This is a genomic window from Sphingomonas sp. YR710 (assembly GCF_900101455.1).
In the GTDB taxonomy this organism is placed as follows: Bacteria; Pseudomonadota; Alphaproteobacteria; order Sphingomonadales; family Sphingomonadaceae; genus Rhizorhabdus.
Window position 1 is genome coordinate 227,313 of record NZ_FMZJ01000004.1, and the last position, 24,035, is coordinate 251,347.

The 24,035-nt window shown below is 62.5% G+C and carries 18 protein-coding genes; 9 read left to right on the plus strand and 9 right to left on the minus strand.

From position 1 onward, the window contains the following. Positions 1-14: 14 nt before the first annotated feature. Both BLS13_RS07150 and BLS13_RS07155 read left to right on the plus strand, forming a co-directional pair. Positions 15-563 (plus strand): NADPH-dependent FMN reductase, encoded by a 549-nt coding sequence (locus BLS13_RS07150; RefSeq protein ID WP_093451040.1) that lies wholly within the window; start codon positions 15-17, stop codon positions 561-563. Between the two features lie 105 nt (positions 564-668). Continuing rightward, positions 669-923 carry a hypothetical protein gene (locus tag BLS13_RS07155; protein WP_093450941.1) on the plus strand — a complete coding sequence of 85 codons (255 nt, stop codon included), beginning with the start codon at positions 669-671 and terminating at the stop codon, positions 921-923. A gap of 133 nt (positions 924-1,056) precedes the next feature. Here the strand turns inward: BLS13_RS07155 and BLS13_RS07160 are convergent, their stop codons facing one another. The 5 genes from BLS13_RS07160 to BLS13_RS07180 all read right to left on the minus strand — a co-directional run bounded on the left by BLS13_RS07160 (position 1,057) and on the right by BLS13_RS07180 (position 7,423). Next, complete coding sequence (locus BLS13_RS07160) at positions 1,057-1,404, minus strand: nuclear transport factor 2 family protein (RefSeq protein ID WP_093450942.1); 348 nt, start codon at positions 1,402-1,404, stop codon at positions 1,057-1,059. After that, positions 1,404-2,168: an SDR family NAD(P)-dependent oxidoreductase gene (locus tag BLS13_RS07165; RefSeq protein ID WP_176943472.1), complete on the minus strand. Its 765-nt coding sequence runs from the start codon at positions 2,166-2,168 to the stop codon at positions 1,404-1,406. The genes BLS13_RS07160 and BLS13_RS07165 overlap by 1 nt, the downstream gene beginning before the upstream one ends. A 136-nt stretch (positions 2,169-2,304) precedes the next feature. After that, complete coding sequence (locus BLS13_RS07170) at positions 2,305-3,186, minus strand: LLM class F420-dependent oxidoreductase (protein ID WP_093450945.1); 882 nt, start codon at positions 3,184-3,186, stop codon at positions 2,305-2,307. 210 nt (positions 3,187-3,396) lie between these two features. Then, positions 3,397-4,389, minus strand: a complete 993-nt coding sequence (locus tag BLS13_RS07175) for an amidohydrolase family protein (RefSeq protein WP_176943473.1) — start codon at positions 4,387-4,389, stop codon at positions 3,397-3,399. 16 nt (positions 4,390-4,405) lie between these two features. Then, the gene (locus BLS13_RS07180) at positions 4,406-7,423 is read right to left on the minus strand and encodes a bifunctional diguanylate cyclase/phosphodiesterase (RefSeq protein ID WP_093450948.1); all 3,018 of its coding nucleotides are present in this window, start codon (positions 7,421-7,423) and stop codon (positions 4,406-4,408) included. A 316-nt stretch (positions 7,424-7,739) separates the two neighbouring features. Here BLS13_RS07180 and BLS13_RS07185 point away from each other — a divergent pair, with 316 nt between their 5' ends. The 6 genes from BLS13_RS07185 (at position 7,740) to BLS13_RS07210 (ending at position 17,205) form a co-directional block, all read left to right on the plus strand. After that, the gene (locus tag BLS13_RS07185; RefSeq protein WP_093450950.1) at positions 7,740-8,744 is read left to right on the plus strand and encodes an arginine N-succinyltransferase; all 1,005 of its coding nucleotides are present in this window, start codon (positions 7,740-7,742) and stop codon (positions 8,742-8,744) included. Further along, positions 8,741-10,144 carry a succinylglutamate-semialdehyde dehydrogenase gene (astD, locus tag BLS13_RS07190; protein WP_093450951.1) on the plus strand — a complete coding sequence of 468 codons (1,404 nt, stop codon included), beginning with the start codon at positions 8,741-8,743 and terminating at the stop codon, positions 10,142-10,144. The genes BLS13_RS07185 and astD overlap by 4 nt, the downstream gene beginning before the upstream one ends. Beyond that, the gene (locus tag BLS13_RS07195) at positions 10,144-11,346 is read left to right on the plus strand and encodes a hydrolase (protein WP_176943475.1); all 1,203 of its coding nucleotides are present in this window, start codon (positions 10,144-10,146) and stop codon (positions 11,344-11,346) included. Before astD ends, BLS13_RS07195 begins: the two co-directional genes overlap by 1 nt. A 129-nt stretch (positions 11,347-11,475) precedes the next feature. After that, positions 11,476-13,401: a tetratricopeptide repeat-containing sulfotransferase family protein gene (locus BLS13_RS07200; protein WP_093450954.1), complete on the plus strand. Its 1,926-nt coding sequence runs from the start codon at positions 11,476-11,478 to the stop codon at positions 13,399-13,401. A 28-nt stretch (positions 13,402-13,429) separates the two neighbouring features. Continuing rightward, a complete protein-coding gene (locus tag BLS13_RS07205; RefSeq protein WP_093450956.1) occupies positions 13,430-15,865 on the plus strand; it encodes a TonB-dependent receptor in 2,436 nt (811 codons plus the stop codon). Further along, positions 15,862-17,205: an amino acid permease gene (locus BLS13_RS07210; RefSeq protein WP_093450957.1), complete on the plus strand. Its 1,344-nt coding sequence runs from the start codon at positions 15,862-15,864 to the stop codon at positions 17,203-17,205. Before BLS13_RS07205 ends, BLS13_RS07210 begins: the two co-directional genes overlap by 4 nt. On the opposite strand, the gene BLS13_RS07215 is transcribed toward BLS13_RS07210, so the two are convergent. The 4 genes from BLS13_RS07215 to BLS13_RS07230 all read right to left on the minus strand — a co-directional run bounded on the left by BLS13_RS07215 (position 17,202) and on the right by BLS13_RS07230 (position 21,323). Further along, entirely contained in the window at positions 17,202-17,537 is a 336-nt protein-coding gene (locus tag BLS13_RS07215; protein ID WP_093450959.1) for a GFA family protein, read from the minus strand. The two genes, BLS13_RS07210 and BLS13_RS07215, sit on opposite strands and share 4 nt — an antisense overlap. Before the next feature lie 267 nt (positions 17,538-17,804). Then, positions 17,805-19,412: a phytoene desaturase family protein gene (locus BLS13_RS07220; RefSeq protein WP_256325749.1), complete on the minus strand. Its 1,608-nt coding sequence runs from the start codon at positions 19,410-19,412 to the stop codon at positions 17,805-17,807. Continuing rightward, positions 19,409-20,599 (minus strand): aromatic ring-hydroxylating oxygenase subunit alpha, encoded by a 1,191-nt coding sequence (locus BLS13_RS07225; RefSeq protein WP_093450962.1) that lies wholly within the window; start codon positions 20,597-20,599, stop codon positions 19,409-19,411. The genes BLS13_RS07220 and BLS13_RS07225 overlap by 4 nt, the downstream gene beginning before the upstream one ends. A gap of 88 nt (positions 20,600-20,687) precedes the next feature. Next, positions 20,688-21,323 (minus strand): glutathione S-transferase family protein, encoded by a 636-nt coding sequence (locus tag BLS13_RS07230; protein WP_093450964.1) that lies wholly within the window; start codon positions 21,321-21,323, stop codon positions 20,688-20,690. Between the two features lie 209 nt (positions 21,324-21,532). Here BLS13_RS07230 and BLS13_RS07235 point away from each other — a divergent pair, with 209 nt between their 5' ends. Then, the gene (locus BLS13_RS07235) at positions 21,533-23,998 is read left to right on the plus strand and encodes a glycogen/starch/alpha-glucan phosphorylase (protein WP_093450966.1); all 2,466 of its coding nucleotides are present in this window, start codon (positions 21,533-21,535) and stop codon (positions 23,996-23,998) included. Positions 23,999-24,035: the final 37 nt, after the last annotated feature.

A 24,035-nucleotide genomic window follows, 5' to 3' on the forward strand; every position in this document is an offset into this window, starting at 1 on the left:
AACTGGAGATCAACATGGCCCATATCATCGGTATTTCCGGCAGCTTGCGTCGCCATTCCTACAATAGCGGCCTGCTCCGGACGGCGGCAATGGCGATGCCCTCTGGCTCCAGCCTCACGATCGCATCGATCGCCGACATTCCGCTCTACAATGGCGATATCGAGGAACGGGATGGCATTCCGCCCGCCGTTTCGGCGCTAAAGGATGCGATGGCCGCCGCCGATGGTATTCTGCTCGCGACGCCCGAATATAATAATGGCATACCCGGCGTGTTCAAAAACGCGATCGACTGGGCATCGCGCCCGCCGGCAGATGCTGCCCGCGTGTTCGGCGCGAAGCCGTTCGCGATCATCGGGGCCTCGCCGGGCGGCTTCGGCACGATCCTGGCGCAGAATGACTGGTTGCCCGTGCTCAGGACGCTGGGCGCGCGCCTATGGACCGGCGGGCGGCTAATGGTGCCCGGGGCAGGCAAGGCGTTTGACGGCGAGGGTAACCTGACCGACTCCGCCATTGCCGATCGCCTCCGACGGTTTCTGGCCGATTTCATCGCCACGATCGCTTGAACCAAGAATGCCTCCGTCGATGATGGGGAAAAGCCTGCCCCGTGACGTCTTGATCACATTGACCGCGATCAGCGGACGGCGACCATCGGCAGGGGCAAGAATCGAATGGACCGAATTTCGACGATTGAACGCGCCTATCAGCTCGCGCGCCAAGGCCCTTGCACCAGCCTCACCGAAATCCGCAAACAGCTCAAACGCGAAAATCTCGACGCCGTCGATCAACATTTGAGCGGCCGCGGCCTGTCGCGCGAATTGATCGCCCTGTGCCGCGCACGGCGAAACTTGCTCGCGAAAACCGGAGATTCGTTAGCAGTCATATCTGCGGAGAAGGTTGGCGGCACTGACGCTCAGGACTCATAAGTCACGAGCCGAGCGATGATTGTGCGCTGCCACTATTATCGATGGCCGGTTCAGGCAGGAGCGGCGGTCCGCCTACCGATCAGGGGAATGACTTGCGCTGGTAGCAGGGGGCAGCCCGCCGGCCTCGCCGCCGTCACAGTTCCATGCTGAAGATGTCGAGTTGTAGGATACCCTCCTCCCCCAATTCGAACAGGTCGGCAGCCCGCGTTCGCCCCTTGTCATTGGGGACATCGACGATCGCCACATAGCGGCCCGCCTTTTCCAGGATGTCTTCGACACGCGGCTGCGGGTTCAGATTGTCGATGGCGGCTTGATAGAAGCCCCTGATCGCGACGCGCCCCTGCACTTCGCCGCCGGTAAAGCGGATCGTGCCGTCCGCCGAGTAGAGGTTGGCGACGCCGGCGGCATCGCCCCTGCACACGCGGGCAAAAACCTCGCGGACGCGATCGGCGCCCTGCAAATGTGGATCCAGGGCGGCCATCAGACGACAAGCCCCGCGCTGGTATGGAGAACCTGACCCGTCATCTGGCGACTGTCGGGCAGGCAGAGGAAGCGGATGACCGCGGCAACATCCTCGGCCTCGGAGACTTTCTGCGTCAGATTGGCGAGCGGCCCGCTCTTGACCATCTCCTCCAGATACTGGTCGACATCGGCGAGCATGGACGTGCGGGTCGGTCCCGGTGCGACTGAATTGACGTTGACGCCGTGCGGGCCGAGATCCGCCGCAGCCGTGCGGGTGAGTGCGTTGAGGCCCGCCTTGGATGCCGCGTAGATGGGCGGCGAGGTGGTCGCCCGGAAGGCGGCGCTGGAACTGACGTTGACGATGCGGCCTCCGCCCCCGCGCGCAACCATGTGCCGGCCGACCTCGCGGACAAGGATCAACGGCGCGCGCAAATTGATGGCCAGGATCGTATCCAGTTGCGCATCGGTGAAATCGGTGGTGCTTTGCGGTTGGGTGGCACTGGTCCCGGTGATCCCCGCGCTGTTGACGAGGATGTCGATGCGGCCGAACGCCTCCAGCACCGAACTGACGAGCCCCGGCAGACTCCCGCCGTTGCCAAGATCGGCTTCGAACGTCCTGGCGTCTGGTCCAATGTCGATCGCCACGGCCGCGAGCCCCGCCGCATCCCGGTCGACAAGGGCGATACGTGCGCCGGCCGCAGCCAGCATGAGCGCGGTGGCCCGGCCTATTCCCGATGCGCTTCCCGTCACGAGCGCGACCTGACCTGACAAAGCGGTGTCCATTCGACGTCCTCTCATTTTGGGCAACCGGCCGGCTTTTTCCGACCGTCATCATTCTAGCGAGTGCTAACAGCGTGAAACCGTCACGCAAGCCGACGCCGGATTGAAGCCCCTTGGCGGGGCTATATCATCCGGCGGGTCAAAGCATTTGGGGTCGGACGCCTCGCAGCCGTTCTACCGCGGGGCCGAACAACTCCTCCAGCCGCGCGACGGGATCGCCACCCAGGCCCGAGGCCACAACCGTCGACACCCCCACCGCTGCATAGGCCTCCGCCCCGCGCACCATGTCGTCCACTGTCCAGTCCGACGCGACGTTGAGGATGGCGGTGATCTCGATCTCACGGATATCGCGCCCCACTGCATCGCAATGTCCGCGCAACACGTCCAGCTTGTGCGCTACGCCCTCGGGCGGGACGTAGAAATTGCACGCATCCCCATATTGCGCGACAAGTCGCAGCGTCTTCTTTTCCCCGCCGCCACCGATCAGGATCGACGGGCGCGGCGAAGAGACCGGCGGCGGGGAACAGAGCGTTTCGGCGAGCTGGTAATATGTGCCCGCGAACGGACCATTGTCGTCGCTCCACATCTGCAGGCAGATGCGGATAGTCTCCTCCAGTCGCCCGAACCGTTCAGCGATCGGCGGAAACGGCACGCCCAGCCCCACATGCTCACGCTCGTACCACGCAGCCCCGATGCCGAGTTCGGCCCGCCCGCCCGACAGCACATCGAGGGTCGTGACGATCTTCGCGAGGAGACCTGGGTGACGATAAGTGGCGCCTGTCACCAACGCGCGCAGGCGTAGACTCTGCGTGACACCGGCTACGAAGCCGAGCGCGGTATAGACTTCGAGCATCGGCTCCTCGGCCGGCCCCACATTCTCCATCTGGAAATAATGATCCATGAAGGACAATGTCCTGACGCCGGCATTCTCCGCCGCGCGGGCAAGGCGCGCGACGCCGGGGCCGATCGCGGACGGCGCGCCCGCCCATTTGAAACGGGAGACATGGAGGTCGAGGTACATGGGGCCGGTCCTCTCTCGTGGCGCTGATTAGGGCACGTACAGTCTAACAGCAGCCGCGACGTCGGGAAGGGAAATGGCGAAGTGCATCCCTCAACGTCTGCGGTTCAGCGGCACAGCCCCTCATGTTGCCGGGAGCCCGATTTCAGAGCGGCGCTTTTTTCCCAGGCAATAGCGAAGCCCGCAGCGAAATGACTTAAGCGGCCGAAAGGCTCATCCCTCAATCCGCATGAACCGAGCTGCGTTGTCATGAAGAATGAGGCGCTTCTGCCGCGCCGTCAGAAAGGGCGCAGTCTGTATTCGGCGGATCGCTATCGGAATGGCATCGGGCCATATCATATTGTCCGACCCGAACATGATTCGCTGCTCGAACCCCGCATCGACGAGCCGCCTCAGATAAGCATAGAAATCCCGTTCGGGGTACGCGTAGTCGAGAATGCCAACATCCACATAAAGCTGCGGGTGTGCATAGAGCATGGCAATCATCGCATCGGACATCGGCCAACCGGCATGCATTGCGTACATCCGAAGATGCGGGTGTCGGATCAGGACCGCTTCGAGGCGCATCGGATCGCCGGCCGACGCACGATATTCCGGCGTTGCAAAATAGGCCGTGCCTGGCGGGCCTGGGCCAAGGTGGATGCCGACGGGAATATCGAGTTCTTCGGCCAGGGCAAAATAAGGGTCCAGCCTGAGATCGTCAGGTGCAATACCGCTATATTGAGCGGTGATTTCGCTGATGGCCCATAGCTTGCCCTCCGAGAAGAGCTTCCGGAGACCTTCGACCGATGGAAAGTCCAACGACTGGCCGAAGCCGATGGCGGGCAAAATATGCCCTTCACTCTGGCTTCTGAAATCCTCGACGGTCGCCGCATCGCCACCGGCCAGCGCGAGAATGTTGTATCGCTTGAGCATTGCGATTCCCCGATCGCGCAACACGGCCGATTCTGTTGGCGCCGTCAGAATAGTTCGACACGTTGGGTGCAACGTGAACCATTCCAAATATTCCTCAATCGGCCTCCCTGGGTCTCGCGGTGCCCATTCTTGATAGGGAGCGCATACTTTGCCACCCGGCGGGCCTTCCGCATCCGGGCGTTCGGCATGAAAATGCATGTCTATTATGGCGAAGCGCGGTTGCGCTTGCACGCAAGAGGTGCCGAAGACGATCAACGCCCCCAAAGCGATCGACAAAACAAATCGGGACACAGACATTTCCAAACGTTCAAGCGTCCTCTGGACCATGCACAATCCCCACACCCCCATCTGTCATGAGAAGAGCGGAAACCCCCGCCCCCTCCATCGGCCGTGCGAACAGATAACCCTGTAGCGCGTCACATGGGATCGCCCGCAACAGTTTCGCCTGTGCCTCTGTTTCCACTCCTTCGGCTACCACGTGAAGGTTCAGGCTGCGGCCGAGATGAACGATCGCTTCGACGATCTTGCGGTCTTCAAGGCTCTCGACGATCCCGTCGATGAACGACTTGTCGATCTTCAGCGTATCAACCGGCAAGGTCCGCAAATAGCTGAGGCTGGAGAAACCCGTCCCGAAATCGTCGATCGCGATCTTGATTCCGAGCGACCGCAGCTCATCGAGCACGGCTCGCGCAACGCGCGGCTGTTTGAGCAAGGTGGACTCGGTGATTTCGAGTTCGAGCTGGTCGCCGCGCAATCGATTTTCCTTGAGCGTGCGGATAACGCTGGCGACGAATCCCGAAGAACCAAATTGGACCGCCGAAATATTGACGGCGATCCGCTCGATCGGAACATCGGCGTCGATCCATTGCCGCATCTGCCGGCACGCCTCGCCCAACACCCAAGTGTTGAGCGGGATGATCAGCCCGCTTTCCTCAGCCAATGGTATGAACAGGCCGGGCGATTGCGGATCGGCGCCGTCGCGGTTCCAGCGCGCCAGCGCTTCCACGCTGCGCGCGACGCCGGTCGCGCTATCGAAGACTGGCTGGTAGTGCACGTGAAAATGGCCCTGTGCCAGCCCGCGGCGCATATCGGCCTCGATACTGAGGCGCTTCAGCGTCGCCTCGTCGCCGCTCACCGAGAAGAAGCGGTAGAGATTCTTGCCGTCACGTTTGGCACGGTACAACGCGGCATCGGCATGCTTCATCAGCGTCTCGACATCTTCGCCATGATCGGGAAACAGCGCCAGCCCGAGCGAACCTGTAATGTTCAACTCGATATCGCCGAGCAGCACCGGCCGCGCGATTTCGGCGAGGATATTTTCCGCCACCCGGATCATGCCGCCGAGCGTCTCAAGCTTGTCGACCAGGATGACGAATTCATCACCGCCCACCCGGCAGGCGGTGTCGGTCGCGCTGAGCGCCGCGCTCAGCCGCTGCGCGATGATCCGCAGCAGATCGTCACCCGCCGCATGGCCCAGCGAATCGTTGACGAACTTGAAGTTGTCGAGATCGAGGAAAGCGAGCCCGAACATGCCGTCGTCACGATTGGCCACCTGGCAGGCATGATGAACGCGGTCGTACAGCAGGATGCGGTTTGGCAAGTTGGTGAGCGCATCATGTTGCACCAGATGCGACATGCGCTGCATCAGCGCGCGCGTTTCACCGACATTCTGGAACACCATCACCGCCCCGGCAATCTCGCCCTCATGCCCCCTGATTGGCGACGTCACATCCTGGATCGGATGATCGACGCCCTGACGATCACGCAGTACCGCATCGTGCGGCAGCGCGAGTTTACGTCCTTCCGCAAGGCACAGCTGCACCGGGCTGACAAGCTGCTGATCCGAGGCCTGATCATGGAGCTGCACCACATCGTCGAACAAGCGGCCCTTAGCCTCGGCATGCGACCACCCCAGCATATCTTCCGCGATCGGGTTGAGATATTGGATCCGGCCCGCCGCGTCGGTGGAAACCACGCCGTCGCCGATCGAGTGGAGCGTGATTTCGAGAAACTCCTGCTCGGCCGCCAGCGAACGGGCCAGATGTTTCCGCTCGGTGACATCTGTGGTCGCGACCAGAATCGATTGCGGCGCCCCCGCTGCATCATGTTCAACCACCGCCGACATATAGACGTCCAATATGTCGCCAGCACGCGTCACCATCTGCAATTCGATATTGCTGCAGCATGATTCCCGTTCAATCGCCGCCAGAATGATGTCGTCGACCAGCTTAGCCGAACCCCGCGCCATGAATTGATCGATCGGATGGCCGACAACTTCGGCCTCCTTATAGCCCATCTTGTCCAGCCAGAACTGACTGACATCAGCGATCGTCAGATCGAGCCCGTGCGAATGCATCATCGATGGGCTCGACCGATAGAGCCTGCGGAAGCGCGTCTGCGCCTCGCTCAAGCGCCGGTTCGTCGCCCGAATCTCCTCGATCGCCGTCGCCAGAATCATAGGTGGGACCAGCGTAGCCAGAATCGGCAGCGAATATAGCATATCGCCCCCCGGCAGAGCCGGTGGCGGGACCAGAATGATCCGCAGCGCAAAAAGAAGTCCTAGTACCACCGACATCAACAGAACCGCAAAGGATGTGGCGGTAATGCCTGAGCGAACAGCGACAAAGATGAGCGGCAGCGCGATATAGGCAAAGGGAAACGGCAGGATGAACGGCACGACAAGTGCCACCACCACACATGAAACGATGCCGATAACGGCGCATGGCTTGGTCAGGCTTCTGACGACATCCCGCAACCCGCGCTTGAGCAGGACGAGCCCGAACGGGACGATCGATATGGCGCCAAGCAGATCGCCCTCGAACCAGGTTAGCCAGTATCGCGCCAGAGGCAAAGGCTGATCGATGGCAACGATGACCGCTCCTACCCCGGCACCCAGCAACGTCGGCACCAGTGCACCCCAGAGCAAGGTGCGAATGAAACACAAGGTACTCGAGAGGGCCGCGAGCCGAAGCCCCTTGCGCTCTACGAACCAGGCCGCCGTCAGGATCTCGAGAATATTTCCGGGCAGGAAACGAAATGACAACGACCACGTTCCGCCGGAGACAATACCGGATGCGATGTTAGAAAATGCGACAATAGCCAACATAATCGGCCACAAATTTTTCCTCACATACAGTAAAGCTATAATAGCGACTGCATTGGAATACCACAAAGTCGCAGCACTTCCCGGCCTCCACCCGAAATACAACCCAGCAGAAGACAAGAAAAAATATATTATACCAACAATTATAGAAAATATAAGAAAATTAATTATTCTAAAATTGTTGGAATATCTAAATTCATTCGCATCATATTTCGGAATCATTTACGACTCTCCCAAAATATTCTGCGTCTCGATGGTGAAATAACGACGAAATTTACGCCACCAACATAACGCGCTGTAATCACGCTGATCTCTCATCGATCAGGTATTTATTCGTCATCTATACCGACTCCGGTCCCTTTTAGCCATAGGAAACACCCAATGCCACACGCTCGACAACTGTCCCGATTTGAACTCGCCGAGCAAATGGCGCAGAACGGCGGGCAATGAAACATAAACCATACTCATACGCGCTTGGTCTCGCCCGCCATTCGGTGCATCCTTCTGTACCGACGGCAGCAGAGCGAAAGTCCGGTTGATGCTGGTCGTGCGCCCCGCTGGCATTCGCGATCTTGACGCCCTGATGGAACTCGCCATCCTGTCGGGCCGTGGCTTCACCAGCCTACCTGAAGACGAAGCAACACTGCTCGCGCGGCTGCAACTTTCCGCAGCTAGCTTCACCGGCGCAGTTGGCGCCCGCGATGCCTGGTACACGCTGATGCTCGAGGACAGCGCCACCGGCCGGATCGAGGGACTGTGCGGCGTCCGGGCGGCGGTGGGCGTGGCCCGCCCGCATTTCTCGTTTCGGATCATGACGCTCGCGCAATTTTCATCCGCCATCGCCACGCGCTTCGATCATAGCGCATTGGTGCTGGTCAACGAATGTTCGGGCTGGACCGAGGTCGGATCACTCTATTTGCGTCCCGAGCGGCGCAGCGGCGGCGCGGGCAGTCTGCTCGCGCGGTCGCGCTACATGTTGATCGGAGCGGAGCGGAGCCGCTTCTCCGAAACGGTGATGGCCGAATTGCGCGGCTATTTCGATCCCGAGGGGCGCTGCCCGTTCTGGGAGGGGGTTGCGAGCAAATTCTTTCGCCTGCCCTTCGATCAGGCCGATCATATGGTGATGTCGACCGATGGCCAGTTCATCCTCGATCTGGCGCCGCGCCACCCGATCTACGTCGAACTGATCGATCATGCCGCGCAGGATGCGATCGGCCGCGTCCATGTCGATGGTGAAGCGGCACGCGCCATGCTCGAGCATGAAGGATTTCGCGGCTCGGGACTGATCGACATTTTCGATGGCGGGCCGACCTATTCGGCGTTCCGGGATTCGATCACCACGATTGTGCGGACGAGCGCCCTGCCCGTGGCGATCGGCGATCCGCGCGACGCGCCCGAGCTGATCGTCTCGACCGGCTCGATCGCGGGTTTCCGCGCCACCCGTGCGAATGTGCGGATCGCCGACGAGGTCGCGACGATCGATCCCGCCGCCGCCGCCGCACTCGCGCTGCGCCCCGGCGACATGATAAGGGTGAGGACATGATACGGTCGATCGATCCGGTCACTGGCGATGTCATCTGGGAAGGCGAGGAGACCGCGCCCGCCGCGATCCTCGCCGCCGTTCAGCGCGCCCGCGAAGAGCTAGCCGTCTGGGCGGCAACCTCTCTCGACGAGCGCATCGCCGCCGTCCGCCGCTACGCCGCCATATTGAAGGAGCGCAGCGAGGATATCGCACGCGACATTTCGCGCGAGACCGGCAAGCCATTGTGGGAGACCCGCACCGAACTGGCCTCGATGATCGGCAAGGTCGAAGTATCGATCACGGCGCAGGCCGAACGCGCCGGTTCGCGCGAAGCCGCAATGCCGTTCGGCCGCGCGGTGCTGCGCCACAAGCCGCACGGCGTGATGGCGGTGCTCGGCCCCTATAATTTTCCCGGCCATCTGCCCAACGGCCATATCGTACCGGCCTTGTTGGCGGGCAATGTCGTCCTGTTCAAGCCGTCCGAAGAAGCGCCGCTCACCGGCCAGCATATGGCGCAGGCGTTGCGCGACGCAGGAATCGGCGAGCCGGTCTTCACCCTGATCAAGGGCGGTCGCGACGCCGGTGCCGCGCTGATCGCCGCCGATATCGACGGGCTGTTGTTCACCGGATCGGCGACCGCGGGCGCCCAATTCCGGCGGATGATGGTCGACCGACCGCATGTTCAACTTGCGCTGGAGCTGGGCGGCAACAATCCGCTGATCGCCTGGGGAGCTGCCGAGACGTCGGCGGCAGCGATCGTCCAGTCGGCTTTCATTACCACTGGCCAACGCTGCTCCTGCGCGCGCCGCCTGATTGTGCCCGCAGGTATGGAAGGCGATGCGACGATCGAAGCGGTCCACAGCCTCGCCGCGCGGCTGCGGATCGGCGCATGGGACGATCCGGAAGAGGCCTATATGGGGCCGCTGATCTCGGCCGGTGCCGCGCAAAAGGCGATCGATGCGACTGCCGCGCTGCACGCGATGGGCGCCAAAGCGCTGCTCCCATTCGAGCGGCTCGACCGGAGCGATGCGTTCGTCACGCCCGGCATGTATGACATTACCGGGCTGGCGGTGCCCGACGCCGAAATCTTCGCGCCGGTCCTGCAGGTGATCCGCGTGCCCGATTTCGATGCGGCGATCGACGCGGCCAACGCCACGCGCTTTGGCCTGTCCGCTGGCCTGCTCAGCGACGATCCGGCCTTGTGGCAGCGCTTCCTCGCCCGTTCGCGCGCCGGCGTGGTCAACTGGAACCGGCCGACGACCGGCGCCGCCGCCAACATGCCGTTCGGCGGGCTCGGCGAATCCGGCAATCATCGGCCGAGCGCTTATTATGCCGCAGATTACTGCGCCTATCCGGTCGCCAGCTTCGAAGCCGACAATATCGTCGACCTGTTCGACGAGATCGCGCCGCGGCTTTTGTGATGAAGGCGCACCGATCCGCGCTCGATGCCGCCGGCGACGCGCCGATGCTGGCACAGGTGCGGAGCTGGTCAGCGATCAACAGCGGATCGCGCAACCTCGGCGGCTTGTCGGCAATGGCCCCCCTGCTGGCCGATGCCTTTTCGATCCTGCCCGGCGACGTGACCCTACTCAATGCCGCACCCGGCGACGAGATCAGCCGTGACGGCGAGGCGATGCCGCTCGCCCTCGGTCAAAACCTCCATGTCTGTGTGCGGCCGCAAGCCCCCGTCCGGATCCTGCTGACCGGGCATATGGACACGGTCTATGGCGTCGATCATCCATTCCAGACCATCACCGATAGGGATGACGGTGCGATCCTTAACGGCCCCGGCGTCGCCGACATGAAAGGCGGGATCGCGATCATGCTGGCGGCGCTCGCCGCCGTTGAGGCATCGCCGCTGGCATCGCGGATCGGCTATGATGTCGTCATCAATTCGGACGAGGAGATCGGATCGCCGGGGTCGGCCGCGCTGATCGCGCGCGCGGCGGCGGGCAAGCATGCGGCGCTGACCTATGAACCCTCTGCCCTGCCCGACGGCACATTGGCCGGCGCGCGGCCGGGCAGCGGCAATTTCTCGATCCTCATCACTGGCCGCGCGGCGCATGCCGGCCGCAATCCACGGGACGGCCGCAACGCGATCGTCGCCGCCGGCGATCTCGCGCTGCGGCTGGCGCGCGCGGCGCGCGATGGGCTCTCGATCAATCCCGCGCGGATCGACGGCGGCGGGCCCAACAATATGGTGCCCGATCAGGCGATCCTGCGCGTCAACCTGCGCCCCGTTCTGCCCGCCGACCAGATCGCCGCCGAAGCGCTGATCCGCGACCTGATGCAGACAATCGCGCGAGAGCATGACGTCACGGTTCACATCCACGGTGGCTTCGGGCGACCGCCCAAGCCGATCGACCCGCCCGCCGAACGGCTGTTCCGATTGGTGCAATCGAGCGCGGCAATGCTTGGCCAGTCGATCGGCTGGATCCCGACCGGCGGCGTCTGCGACGGCAACAACATCGCGGCCTGCGGCGTGCCCGTGGTCGACACGATGGGCGCGCGCGGCGGCGCGATCCACTCGGCGGAGGAATATCTGATCGTCGAGAGCCTGGTGGAGCGGGCGCAGCTTTCGGCGCTGGTGATGTTGCGGCTGGCAGAATCTGCACGGGTGTGAGGTCGTTCCACCAACGGTTGTGACTTTTCGACCAACGTCCAGCACATCTTACGCTGCTTCGCGGCATCGATATTGACACGCGACCGGCAAAGGTTTCTTCTCGCGAAACAATTTCGATCGGGGCGTTTAGTGAGTTCAGGCGCAGCGCCAACGGCCAGTCTGCAGATTGCGTTGCAGCACGCATCGCATCTGCTCGTCGAACAGCCGACGCTCGCCGCGGGACAGGCCCGCGAAATATTGCGCGTCGTCCCCGATCAACCACAGGCCCTGCTGTTACTCGCACAGGCTTGTGCGCGGGCCGGCGAACCTGACAAGGCGATCGCCGCCGCCCGGCGGCTTGTATCGCGCGAGCCCACAAATGCCGGAGGCTGGCGGCTGCTGGCAAGTCTGCACCGCGCGGCGGGCGACGAGCGGGCCGCCGAACAGGCCACCGTGCGCGAACTCTCGGCCTCCGCACGCGATCCCCGGCTGGCAGCGGCCGGCGCGGCACTGGTCGAGGGGCGCATCCCGGAGGCCGAGGCGCTGCTGCGGCAGGCGCTTCGCGAAAATCCTGTCGACATCGCCGCGATCCGCATGCTGGCCGAGGTCGCGGCGCGGATCGGCCGTTTCCGGGATTCGGAACTGCTGCTGACCCGTTGCCTAGAACTGGCCCCCGAATTCGATGCCGCGCGCCACAATCTGGCACTCGTCCTGTTCCGGCAGGCGCGCCCGGCCGATGCGATCGGCGAACTCGATCGCCTGCTCGCCCGCGATCCTGCCGATCGGGCCGCGCGCAACCTGAAAGCGGCCGCGCTGGGCCAGATCGGCGAACATGACGCCTCGATAGCGATGTATGAGGCGCTGCTCACCGAATTCGACAATCATCCATGGCTTTGGCTGAGCTATGGGCACGAATTGAAGACCGTCGGCCGGTCGGACGACGCCATCGCCGCCTATCGGCGTGCCGTGACGATCCGGCCACAAACCGGCGAAGGCTGGTGGAGCCTCGCCAACCTCAAGACTTTCCGGTTCGACGAAGCCGATATCGCGGCGATGGAGAATGCCGGGCGCGGCGCGGACCTGACACCCGACGATCGCGCGCAACTCGCTTTCGCTTTGGCCAAGGCGCAGGAGGATCGTGGCCGCGATCGCGCGGCGTTCGATCTCTACGTCGAGGCGAACCGATTGCGCCGCCAGACTGTGCCCTATCACGCCGAAGATATCAGCGAGCATGTCGATCGCTGCGCCCGCTTCTTCAGGGCCGAGTTCTTTGCCGAACGCGCCGGCTGGGGCTGCCCGGCGCGCGATCCGATCTTCATCGTCGGCATGCCGCGATCGGGATCGACGCTGATCGAACAGATATTGTCGAGCCATCCTCAGGTCGAGGGTACCAGCGAATTGCCAGATATCGGGCAGTTCGTGCGCCGGCTGAGCGGCTATTCACGGCGGGGAGAGCCGTCCCCCTTCCCCGACAATCTTGCAGAGCTTAATGCTGATGGGGTGCGTGCGCTGGGCGAGGAATATCTTGAACGCACACGCGTGCAGCGACACAGCGCGCGACCATTCTTCATCGACAAGATGCCCAACAACTGGGCGCATGTCGGGCTCATCAAACTGATCCTGCCCAATGCCACGATCATCGATACAAGGCGCCATCCGATCGGCTGCTGCTGGTCGATATTCCGGCAGAATTTCGCGCGCGGCCAGGCGTTCAGCTACGATTTGGCCGATCTCGGACGATATTATGCCGATTATGTCCGTGCGATGGCGGCGTTCGATGCGGCGCAACCGGGCGTCGTGCACCGGGTGTTTTATGAGGCCATGGTCGCCGATCCCGAGACGCAGATCCGCGCGTTGCTGGCCGCCGTTGGACTCGATTTCGATCCCGCTTGCCTCGCCTTCCACAAGACCGAGCGTGCGGTGCGCACCCCGAGTTCGGAACAGGTACGCCAGCCGATCTTCACGGATGCGGTTGACCATTGGCAACGCTTTGCCGCCTGGCTTGGGCCATTGACCGAAGCTCTGGGCGATGCGCTGCCCGACGATGCAAGAATGAGAGCGACCGAGGACGCCTGATACCACGTAAACAAAAAGGGGAATGATTATGCGTGCGACCAAGTGGACAACATCGCGCAAACGCGCAGGGACGCTGGCACTGCTGCTCGCCGGCACGGTTTTGCCCGCGCCGATCATGGCGCAGACACCGGATGCCAATGCCACCGCCGATCAGGGCGACGAAATCATCGTCACCGCGCAAAAGCGCGAGGAAAATCTGCAATCGGTACCGATCAGCATTCAGGCGCTCGGAACGGCCAAACTCGAACAATATAATATCAATAATTTCAATGACTACACCAAGCTGTTGCCGAGCGTGTCGTTCCAGACCAGTTCGCCGGGCACGACCAACGTCTATTTCCGCGGCGTGGCCAGCGGCGGTGACGGCAACCATTCGGGATCGCTGCCGTCGGTGGGCGTCTATCTCGACGAACAGCCCATCACCACGATCGGCGGCACGCTCGACGTCCATATCTATGACATCCAGCGGATCGAAGCGCTGTCCGGGCCACAGGGCACGCTGTACGGCGCCTCATCCGAGGCCGGCACCTTGCGCATCATCACCAACAAGCCGACGACCAAGGGCTTCGACGCCGGCTTTGACAGCGAGGTCAACCACATCCGCAGCGGCGATGTCGGCGGCAAGGTCGAAGGATTCGTCAACCAGCCGATCAACGACACAATGGCGATCCGCCTCGTCGGATTTTATGAACATGACGCAGGCTATATCGACAACGTCCCCGCCAATTTCGACATCGGTTTCGGCAAGAACACGTTCGGCAGCGGCGTCACGATCAACAACAATGCGGTACTCAAGAAGAATTATAACGACACCGAAGTCTTCGGCGGCCGCGCCGCTCTGAAAATCGATATCGACGATAACTGGACGGTTTTGCCGACCTTCCTCGCACAGGATCAGAAAACGCACGGCTCTTATGGTTATTATGAAGATGCCGGCGACCTGAAGACCCAGCATTTCGGCCCCGAACAGGGGCATGACCGCTTCTGGCAAGCCGCGCTGACCGTCGAAGGCAAGGTCAGCAATTTCGATATTACCTATGCTGGCGCCTATATGGATCGCCACATCACCTCTGTGAGCGACTATACCGATTACGCCGTCACCTATGACGCAGCCTATAGCGGCGGATTTTCAACCTATTTCACTAATGCCGCCGGCGCCTATATCGATCCGTCGCAGCATATCGTCGGCCACGATCATTTCACCAAGCTTAGCCAGGAATTGCGGGCCTCATCGCCTCAGGAAAATCGCTTCCGCGTGATTGGGGGCCTGTTCTATCAGAAGCAGACCCACCTGATCATTCAGGACTACCAAATCTATGGTCTGACGGCGGCGACCTCGGTCAACGGCCGTCCTGGCACGATCTGGCTGACCGATCAGGACCGCATTGATCGCGACTACGCGGTTTTCGGCGAAGCGGCGTTCGACATCACGCCGAAGCTGACGCTGACCGGCGGCCTGCGCGCATTCAAATATGATAACTCGTTGTTCGGTTTCTTCGGTTTCGGCACCGGTTTCAGCGGTAGCACCGGCGTCGGGGCGTGCAACAAGTCCTTCCGTGACTCATCGGGCAATTATATCGGCCCGATCTTGCCCGGCGCGCCCTGCACCAATCTGGGTGACGTCGTGAACGGAAAGGTCGTGCCAAAGAAAGCCAAGGGCGACGGCATCACGCACAAGCTCAACCTGACCTGGAAGCCGACCGACGATTATATGGTCTATGCAACCTGGTCGCGCGGCTTCCGCCCGGGTGGCATCAACCGAAGGGGTGGGTTGCCGCCTTATGATCCCGATTATCTGACCAACTATGAACTCGGCTTCAAGACGACACTGTTCGACAAGATGCTGCGGTTCAACGGCGCGATCTATCTGCAAAACTGGAAATCCTTCCAGTTCGCGTTCCTCGGCCTCAACAGCCTGACCCAGATCCAGAATGGCTCGGATGCGCGGATCAAGGGTGTAGAGCTTGATTTCACGCTGAAGCCCGAGCCCGGCTTCACGATTTCGGGAAGCGCCGCCTACACCGACGCCAAGCTGCGCAAGAATATCTGCAACGCCGCCGATAGCACTTTCCAGTGCACGGCCGCCGGAAACTTCATCACCGCACCCAAGGGGACGCAGCTTCCGGTTACGCCGAAATTCAAGGCGAACATGACGGCACGCTATGATTTCGATGTAGCCGGCCATGACAGCCATTTCCAGGCCGTCGCCGTTCATGCGAGCTCGGCGCCGTCGCAACTGCGCACCGCGGATCAGGCGATCGTGGGCACGATCCCGGGTTACTGGACGTTCGACGTCGCGGCCGGCGCGAAATTCGGCCGCATCTCGACCGAGATCTATATTCAGAACCTTCTCGACGAACGCGCCCAGATCTCACGCAGCGTGGCCTGCAGCATCTGCACGCGGCCCTCAACCTTTGTCCAGAACCCGCAGACCATCGGCCTGCGCGTCGGCTGGAAATATTGACCGAAGCGACACAGCCGGGCGGCGGGACAACCGCCGCCCGGCCCCTCGGCCTGGTGATGGCGACGGCTTTGGTCGTCGGCAACATGATCGGCTCGGGCGTCTATCTGCTGCCGGCAAGCCTTGCGCCTTATGGCTGGAACGTAATCCCGGCCTGGGGGCTCACGATCCTCGGCGGGCTCGCGGTCGCGACCGTGTTCGGGGCGCTCGCCCGCACGCGGCCGCAGGCGGGAGGGCCTTATGCCTATACGCAGGCGGCGTTCGGGCCGGGCGTCGGCTTCTTCATCGCCTGGGCCTATTGGATTTCGCTGTTCGTGGGCAATGCGGCCATCGCGGTCGCCGCCGTCAGCTATCTGTCGGCGTTCATTCCGGTGGTCGCGACCAACGCCTTGCTGTCGACCGCCATCACGATCGCGCTGGTGTGGACGATGACCGCGATCAACCTGCGCGGCGTCGGCACCGTCGGCAAGGTTCAGCTCGTCACCACCGTGCTGAAGGTTCTACCCCTGATCGCCGTAGTCGCGATCGCGGCGATCGCCGCCCCCGCCGGCGGGCTCGCTCTGCCCGATCCGCAGCATCCGCCGATCACCGCCGCGACGATCAGCACCGCCGCCACTTTGACCTTGTGGGCGTTGCTCGGGCTGGAATCGGCGACGGTTCCCGCCGGTCAGGTCGTCGCCCCCCAACGCACGATCCCGCGCGCAACGATCGGCGGCACAGCGCTCACCGGGATCATCTATCTGTTCGCCTGCACCGCGGTGATCCTGCTGCTGTCGCCGATGCAAGCCGCACAATCGGCGGCGCCGTTCGCCGACGTGATCGGCCGCTATTGGGGGCCCAACGCCGGCCATATCGTCGCGGCCTTCGCGATGATCAGCGCGCTGGGCGCGCTCAATGGCTGGATCCTGCTCCAGGGCGAAATGCCCGCCGCGATGGCCGCCGGCGGCGTCTTCCCGCGCGCGCTGGCGAAACTGTCACCGAAGGGCGTGCCCGTACGCGCGCATCTGCTGTCGAGCAGCCTTGTCACGATCGTACTGCTGTTCAACGCCAGCAAGACGACGGTGGCACTGTTTACTTTCGTCGCGCTGCTCGCGACGACGGCGTCGCTGGTGATGTATCTGGCGGTGGCGGGGGCGGCGCTCAAGCTGGGGGCTGGCGCGAAATCCGTGGCCGTTATGGCCGGGATATATGCGATCTGGGCGCTTTATGGTGCGGGGCCGGAAGCCAATATCTGGGGCGGAGTCTTGATCGCCTGCGGGATACCGGTGTGGCTGGCGATGCGGGGAAAGGTCGCGATGAGCGCTGAACCCACCGAGCAGAACGGGCGTTGGCGAGGAGCCTAATCATCCGCATTGTCGAATTTCCGCACCTCGACAGCGCTTTCATCGAAATTGTCAATTAGGCGTGCATTGATGCCCATCTTGCCGAAATCTTCCCCAAGAGATTGCCAATGGGTGCCGCAGCCGCAGATTGGGCAGTGGTGAATGCCGATCATTCGATCGCCCCAGATATAGGCTGTCGTCTCGCCTGAAACGCGCACCTGATCCGGCGGATAATAAGCGACACGCCATGCGAGCCGGCGACAGAGGGAGCAGTTGCAGTCTGCAACCCACGCGGGCTCGCTTGGCAGCTCTATCCGCACGTTGCCGCAGTGACAGCTTCCCTGAACGCGCATAGCGAATTCTTATGGTGATTTGGGAATGCCCGCAATGGCGTCGAAACGCGCCACAATCGCTCAATCGATCGACCGCCCTACCCACTTCCCCTTCGTCCGGCTCGTCAGATGAAACTGCGAGCAACGGTCGCAACGATAGGGCCTGAGCGGAAGGCCGATGCGCAGCGCGGCCGAAACCGCGTCCTGCTCGGACGGGAAACGCGCCTTCCTGACGCAAATGCTGAGCCTCGTGCGCACCTGTACTCCTCCGCCCGCAATCGTCGCGACTTACCCCCAGCCGAACAAGCTCTTCGCCAGCCCCCGATCGGCCAATATCGCCTGCGCCGCATTATGCCCCGGCGCGCCGGTCACGCCGCCGCCCGGATGGCTGCCGGCGCCGCACATATAGAGCCCCTTGATCGGCCCGCGATAATTGCCGTGGCCGAGGATCGGCCGCGCGGCCCACAATTGGTCGAGCGCCATATGGCCATGCATGATATCGCCGCCGACCAGCCCGAACGTCCGTTCGAGATCGAGCGGCGACAATATCTGCCGGCCGACCACCGACGCCGCGAAGCCCGGCGCATGCGCCTCAACCCTCGCGATGATATGATCGGCCGCCGCCTCGCGCTCGTCGTCCCAGCTCCGGCCATCGGGCAGCACGGGCGCGAATTGCTGGCAGAACAGGCTGGCGACATGGCCACCCGGCGGCGCGAGGCTGTCGTCGACGGTCGAGGGGATCAGCATTTCGACGATCGGCTGTTTCGACCAGCCGAAGGCGCGTGCATCGGTGAAGGCGCGATCCATATAATCGAGCGTCGGCGCGATGATGATGCCGCTGCGATGGTGCTCGCCCTCCCCCGGCAAGGCCGTGAAATTCGGCAGCGCCGACAGCGCGACATTCATCCGGAACGTCCCCGAACCCGCGCGAAATCCCTTCATCCGGTGGCGGAAATCGTCGCTGAGATCACCGGGATCGATCATCTTGCGATAGAGCAGGCCGGGCCCGACATTGGCGGCGATCACCGAGGCGAAATGCTCGACCCCGCCTTCGACATGCACGCCGACCGCGCGGCCGTTATCGACCAGCACCTTTTCGACCGGTGACTCGACTTCGATGGCCACGCCGGCTTCCTCGCATGCCGCGCGCATCGCCTGCGTGATCGCGCCCATCCCCCCGATCGCGTGACCCCAGGCGCCCTTCTTGCCGTTCACCTCGCCGAACACATGGTGGAGCAACACATAGGCCGATCCCGGCGTGTCGGGGCTCGCATAATTGCCGACCACCGCGTCGAAGCCGAACGCGGCCTTGACGGGGGCGCTTTCGAACCATCCATCGAGGAAATTGCGCGCGCTTTTCACGAACAGATCGAGGATGTCGCGCTGCGCCGGCAAGGACAGGCCGGCGATTCGCCGCCCCTGCGAAGCTGCGCGCAGCAATTCGGAAACGCCGCCGCCGGCATTGGGCGGGATGCGCAGCGCGAGATCACGCAGCACGTCGGCCACGCCCTCGAGCGCATCATAATAAGCCGGCAGCGCCAGCGCATCGCGATCCGAGAAGCGTTTGAATTCGGCCTGTGTTCGCTCGAGCCCGCCGCCGAGCTTCAGATAGCCGTCATCTTCGAGCGGCAGGAAATTGGAAATCGGCCGCTCGACGATCCTTAAGCCCCGTTCGTGCAGCCGCATGTCGGCGATCACCTTCGGCTGCAGCAGACTGACCGTGTAACTCGCCACCGAATTGCGAAAACCCGGGTAGAATTCCTCGGTGACGGCCGCGCCACCGACAATGCCGCGCCGTTCGAGCACGCGCACCTTGAGGCCCTTGCGCGCGAGATAGAAGGCGCAGACCAGCCCATTATGGCCGCCACCGATGATGATCGCGTCCTGGCGGCTCATGCGATCGATCCGGCGATGCTCTTCGCGCTCCATCCGGGGGCCGGCCTTCGGGGCTCGCGCGCCTCGGGGATCAACGCCCGCATCTTGCGTGCGAAACTGCGCAGGCAGACCTCGCTGTCGCCGAGCGGCCCCTGGGTGAAACTGCCCGACATCATCCCCTCCTGCACACGCGCGACCAGATCGGTATCCTCGGCATTGACCATGCGATTGATCCGCCAGTTCAGGTAACGTGCCGCCTTCATCTCGCGCCGATTGTCGGGCAAGGCATAAGCGATCTCGCGGATCATCGTCTGCGTCGGCGAGACAGGCAGGAATTGCATGAAATCGATCTGCTCCGGATAGATATCAAACGCGGTGTTCGGCCATAGTTTGAAATAGACCCAATATCGCTGCTGGTCGGCCGGCAGATGATCGACCTGCGGCAGGTATTTGCGGTACAAAGCCTCGGACGGGCTGGCCGGCGCGCCTTCGATCAGTGAGCCGCTCATCCGGTCGACCCATTCCCCCGCCTCGATCGCATAGCCGACACCGAACAGCCGCCTGAGCCCCGGATGCGCGACCGGGATGTGCAGGCCGTCCGAATAATTGTCGGCGATATTCTTCCAGTTGACCGCGCGCGGCCGCATCGTCACCCGCCCGATCGCGCGCATATCCTCCAGCCGATAGGGCGCGATTTCCGCCTCATAAGGCGCCATCATCTCGGCGACCGATGGCCCGTGCCGCTCGATCTGGACGAAGACGAAGCCGCGCCACACCTCGGTGGCGAAATCCTGCAGTCCGTAATCGTCGAAATCGAGGCCCGGATAGCCCCGCCGATTGGGCACGCCGATCAGGGTGCCCGTCAGGTCATACGTCCAGGCATGATAAGGACAGACCAGCCGCTTCGCACAACCCTGCGCGCCATCGACCAGCCGCGCGGCCCTGTGCCGGCAGACATTGGCGAAGGCACGAACGGCGCTGTCATCGCCGCGGATCACGATGATCGACTCGCCGCCCACATTCAGCGACTGCCAATCGCCAGCCTGCGGGATATCGCTCAGATGGCAGACGATCTGCCACGATCGGCGGAAAATCCGCTCCTGTTCGAGCGCATAGGCTTCGGGATCGTGATAGAGCCAGCCCGGCAGTCCGAACGCGTCATCGGGATCGGCGGCCGATCCCATCTGTTGCACGACCTTCAACGCCATCACCCGCCTCGCACATAACCGTGAAGGAGAGTGACGACACTGGCGTCCCGCCGCAATCGAAAAGCCCCGCAGCGGTGGCGGGCGGGGATTACTGCTCCCCCGGCATCGTCAACTGATAAGGCTGACAGATGCTTTGAAATACAGGCAGCGCTTCGCAGGCTTCCGAATGCCGGCGCAGCGCCGCGAGACCTGACATCGCAAACATGCCGGGCAGCGCTTCGCTGATGAACCGAAGCATCGTTGCGAGAACGATGTCGGCATGGCTCAATTGATCGCCGAACAGCCACTCGCTCGTCCGCGCCGCCCGTTCCGCATCGAGCAACGCCAGCGTATCGCGCACCTGCGACTGGCAGCGCTCAACCCACATCGGCAGCCCTTCCCGAAACGCCCGTTCATAAACAAGACTGACACCCTTGTCGGCGACACCGGCCGCGAACGCGCACAATCTGAGCATCGCGATCCGATCGGCCCCGGCGCGACCCAGAAAAGCGCGATCGGGCCCAACCATGTCGTCGATCGCTTCGAGGATCACGAAACTGTCGGTCAGCACGCTATTGTCATCGAGAACCAGCGCCGGCACCCGCCGCAACGGATTGTGACGTGCGATCTTGTCGACGTCGCCAAAGCCAGACCAGGGCGCGTGATCGAAGGCGATGCCATAAAGCGTCATGGCAATCCCCACGCGCCGCACGAACGGCGAATCATATTGCCCGATCAGCAGCATCGATATCCTCCACCCCAGTCCTGCTGGCGCCGCCTCGCGCCCGGAAACCCGACTTTATCGAGCGGATCATGGCAGGCAATGCCCGCTCCGCCGCAAAGCCGCCACTCCCGCCATTTTCTTTTGATATTGCAGTGCAACATGGTTGTTGCGAAGCGTGACGGGTGCGATACAGTCTGATCGAAGCTGGCGTTCGGGGGAGTCCGGAAACGATGAACAGAGCAAACGCATCAACCCTTCCGAAACCTGCGCCGCGCACATCGGATCCGTCGGTGCTGGCCGAGGAAATCGTCGAGCGACTCACCTATCGCATCGGCAAGAATGCCACCGCCGCCAAATCGCATGACTGGCTTGCCGCCACGATCCTCGTCATTCGGGATCGGGTGATCGATCGCTGGATCGCAAGCACGCAGAAGACCTATGAGGATGAAGGCAAGCGCGTCTATTATCTGAGCCTCGAATTCCTGATCGGCCGGCTGATGCGCGATGCCGTCTCCAATCTCGGCCTGATGGACGAAATGCGCGATGCGCTCGCCTTGCTTGGCGTCGATATCGACGTGATCCGCGAACTCGAGCCCGATGCCGCGCTCGGCAATGGCGGCCTCGGCCGGCTCGCGGCCTGTTTCATGGAATCGATGGCGACCGTCGATGTGCCGGCCTACGGCTATGGCATTCGTTATGTGAACGGGATGTTCCGTCAGGAAATGTCGGATGGATGGCAGGTGGAGCTGCCCGAGACATGGCTGGCACACGGCAACAACTGGGAATTCGAACGGCGCGAGGCGAGCTATGAGATCGGCTTCGGCGGCACGGTCGAGCTTGCGGCGGCGGACGGCAGCGGCGATCATGCGCGCCACTGGAAGCCACATGACCGGTTCATCGCCACGCCTTATGACACGCCGGTGGTCGGCTGGCGCGCCAACCGGGTCAACACCTTGCGGCTATGGACCGCACAGCCGATCGATCCGATCCTGCTGGATGCGTTCAACGCCGGCGATCATATTGGCGCGCTGAAGGAGAGCAACCGCGCCGAGGCACTGACCCGCGTGCTCTACCCTGCCGATTCGACGGCAGCGGGGCAGGAATTGCGGCTGCAGCAGGAATATTTCTTCTCGTCGGCATCGCTGCAGGACATCGTCCGCCGGCACGTCCAATATTTCGGCGACATCCGCACCCTGCCCGACAAGGCCGCGATCCAGCTCAACGATACCCATCCGGCGGTCTCGGTCGCCGAGTTGATGCGGATCCTGATCGATCTCCACAATATCGATTTCGACGAGGCGTGGGACATCACCCGCCGCACCTTCGGCTATACCAACCACACCTTGCTGCCCGAGGCGCTCGAAAGCTGGCCGGTGCCCTTGTTCGAACGGTTGCTGCCGCGCCACATGCAGCTCGTTTACGCGATCAACGCCAAGCTGCTGATCCAGGCGCGGCGCGAACATCATTTCGAGGATGCGGCGATCAGCGCGATTTCGCTGATCGACGAAAGCGGCGATCGCCGGGTGCGCATGGGCAATCTGGCCTTTGTCGGCGCGCACAGCATCAACGGCGTGTCGGCGCTGCACACCGAATTGATGAAGGAAACGGTGTTCGCCGATCTCCATCGGCTGTACCCGGATCGGATCAACAACAAGACCAATGGCATCACGCCCCGGCGCTGGCTGTTCCAGTGCAATCCGGGCCTGACCACGCTGATCCGCGAAGCGATCGGCGATGCCTTCATGGACGATAGCGAGGCATTGGTCGCGCTCGACGGCGTTGCGGACGACGCCGCGTTCCAGGAAAAATTCGCCGCGGTCAAACATGCCAACAAGATCGTGCTGTCGAACCTGCTGCGCGATCGGATGGGCCTGAAGATCGATCCGTCGGCGATGTTCGATACCCAGATCAAGCGCATCCATGAATATAAACGGCAATTGCTCAACATCATCGAGGCGGTCGCGCTTTACGATCAGATCCGCTCGCATCCCGAGCGTGATTGGGTGCCGCGGGTCAAGCTGTTCGGTGGAAAGGCTGCGCCCAGCTATCACAATGCCAAATTGATCATAAAGCTGGCGAACGATGTTGCGCGGGTGATCAACCATGATCCTGCCGTGCAGGGTCTGCTCAAGGTCGTGTTCATTCCGAACTACAATGTGTCGATGGCCGAAATCATGATGCCCGCCGCCGATCTGAGCGAGCAGATCTCGACCGCCGGCATGGAAGCATCGGGCACCGGCAATATGAAATTCGGCCTGAACGGCGCGCTGACCATCGGCACGCTCGACGGTGCCAATGTCGAGATGCGCGATCATGTAGGCGCGGAGAATATCATGATCTTCGGCCTGACCGCCGCCGAAGTCGCGGCCAAGCGCGCCGAGGGTTACAAGCCCCGCCCGATCATCGAACAATCGCGCGAACTCTCTCAGGCGCTGGCTGCGATAGCGAGCGGGGTTTTCTCACCCGACGATCGCAATCGTTATGCAGGCCTCGTCAACGGGCTGTACGAGCATGACTGGTTCATGGTCGCCGCCGATTTCGATAGCTATTCGGCGATGCAGCGCCATGTCGACGGCATCTGGACCGACAAGGCCGACTGGTACGGCAAGGCTATCCGGAACGTTGCGCATATGGGATGGTTTTCCTCGGATCGAACCATCCGCCAATATGCATCGGAAATCTGGGGTGTTCTGTGAGCGAACGGGCGTATCGGATTTTTAACGCGGAGCCATC

Coding starts and splice junctions, on each gene's coding strand:
- BLS13_RS07220 (WP_256325749.1), bottom strand. CDS start 19,412: ATGAGCCGCCAGGACGCGATCATCATCGGTGGCGGCCATAATGGGCTG.
- BLS13_RS07160 (WP_093450942.1), bottom strand. CDS start 1,404: ATGGCCGCCCTGGATCCACATTTGCAGGGCGCCGATCGCGTCCGCGAG.
- BLS13_RS07185 (WP_093450950.1), top strand. CDS start 7,740: ATGCTGGTCGTGCGCCCCGCTGGCATTCGCGATCTTGACGCCCTGATG.
- BLS13_RS07170 (WP_093450945.1), bottom strand. CDS start 3,186: ATGTACCTCGACCTCCATGTCTCCCGTTTCAAATGGGCGGGCGCGCCG.
- BLS13_RS07215 (WP_093450959.1), bottom strand. CDS start 17,537: ATGCGCGTTCAGGGAAGCTGTCACTGCGGCAACGTGCGGATAGAGCTG.
- BLS13_RS07195 (WP_176943475.1), top strand. CDS start 10,144: ATGAAGGCGCACCGATCCGCGCTCGATGCCGCCGGCGACGCGCCGATG.
- BLS13_RS07230 (WP_093450964.1), bottom strand. CDS start 21,323: ATGCTGCTGATCGGGCAATATGATTCGCCGTTCGTGCGGCGCGTGGGG.
- BLS13_RS07180 (WP_093450948.1), bottom strand. CDS start 7,423: ATGATTCCGAAATATGATGCGAATGAATTTAGATATTCCAACAATTTT.
- BLS13_RS07150 (WP_093451040.1), top strand. CDS start 15: ATGGCCCATATCATCGGTATTTCCGGCAGCTTGCGTCGCCATTCCTAC.
- astD (WP_093450951.1), top strand. CDS start 8,741: ATGATACGGTCGATCGATCCGGTCACTGGCGATGTCATCTGGGAAGGC.
- BLS13_RS07235 (WP_093450966.1), top strand. CDS start 21,533: ATGAACAGAGCAAACGCATCAACCCTTCCGAAACCTGCGCCGCGCACA.
- BLS13_RS07205 (WP_093450956.1), top strand. CDS start 13,430: ATGCGTGCGACCAAGTGGACAACATCGCGCAAACGCGCAGGGACGCTG.
- BLS13_RS07155 (WP_093450941.1), top strand. CDS start 669: ATGGACCGAATTTCGACGATTGAACGCGCCTATCAGCTCGCGCGCCAA.
- BLS13_RS07165 (WP_176943472.1), bottom strand. CDS start 2,168: ATGGACACCGCTTTGTCAGGTCAGGTCGCGCTCGTGACGGGAAGCGCA.
- BLS13_RS07225 (WP_093450962.1), bottom strand. CDS start 20,599: ATGGCGTTGAAGGTCGTGCAACAGATGGGATCGGCCGCCGATCCCGAT.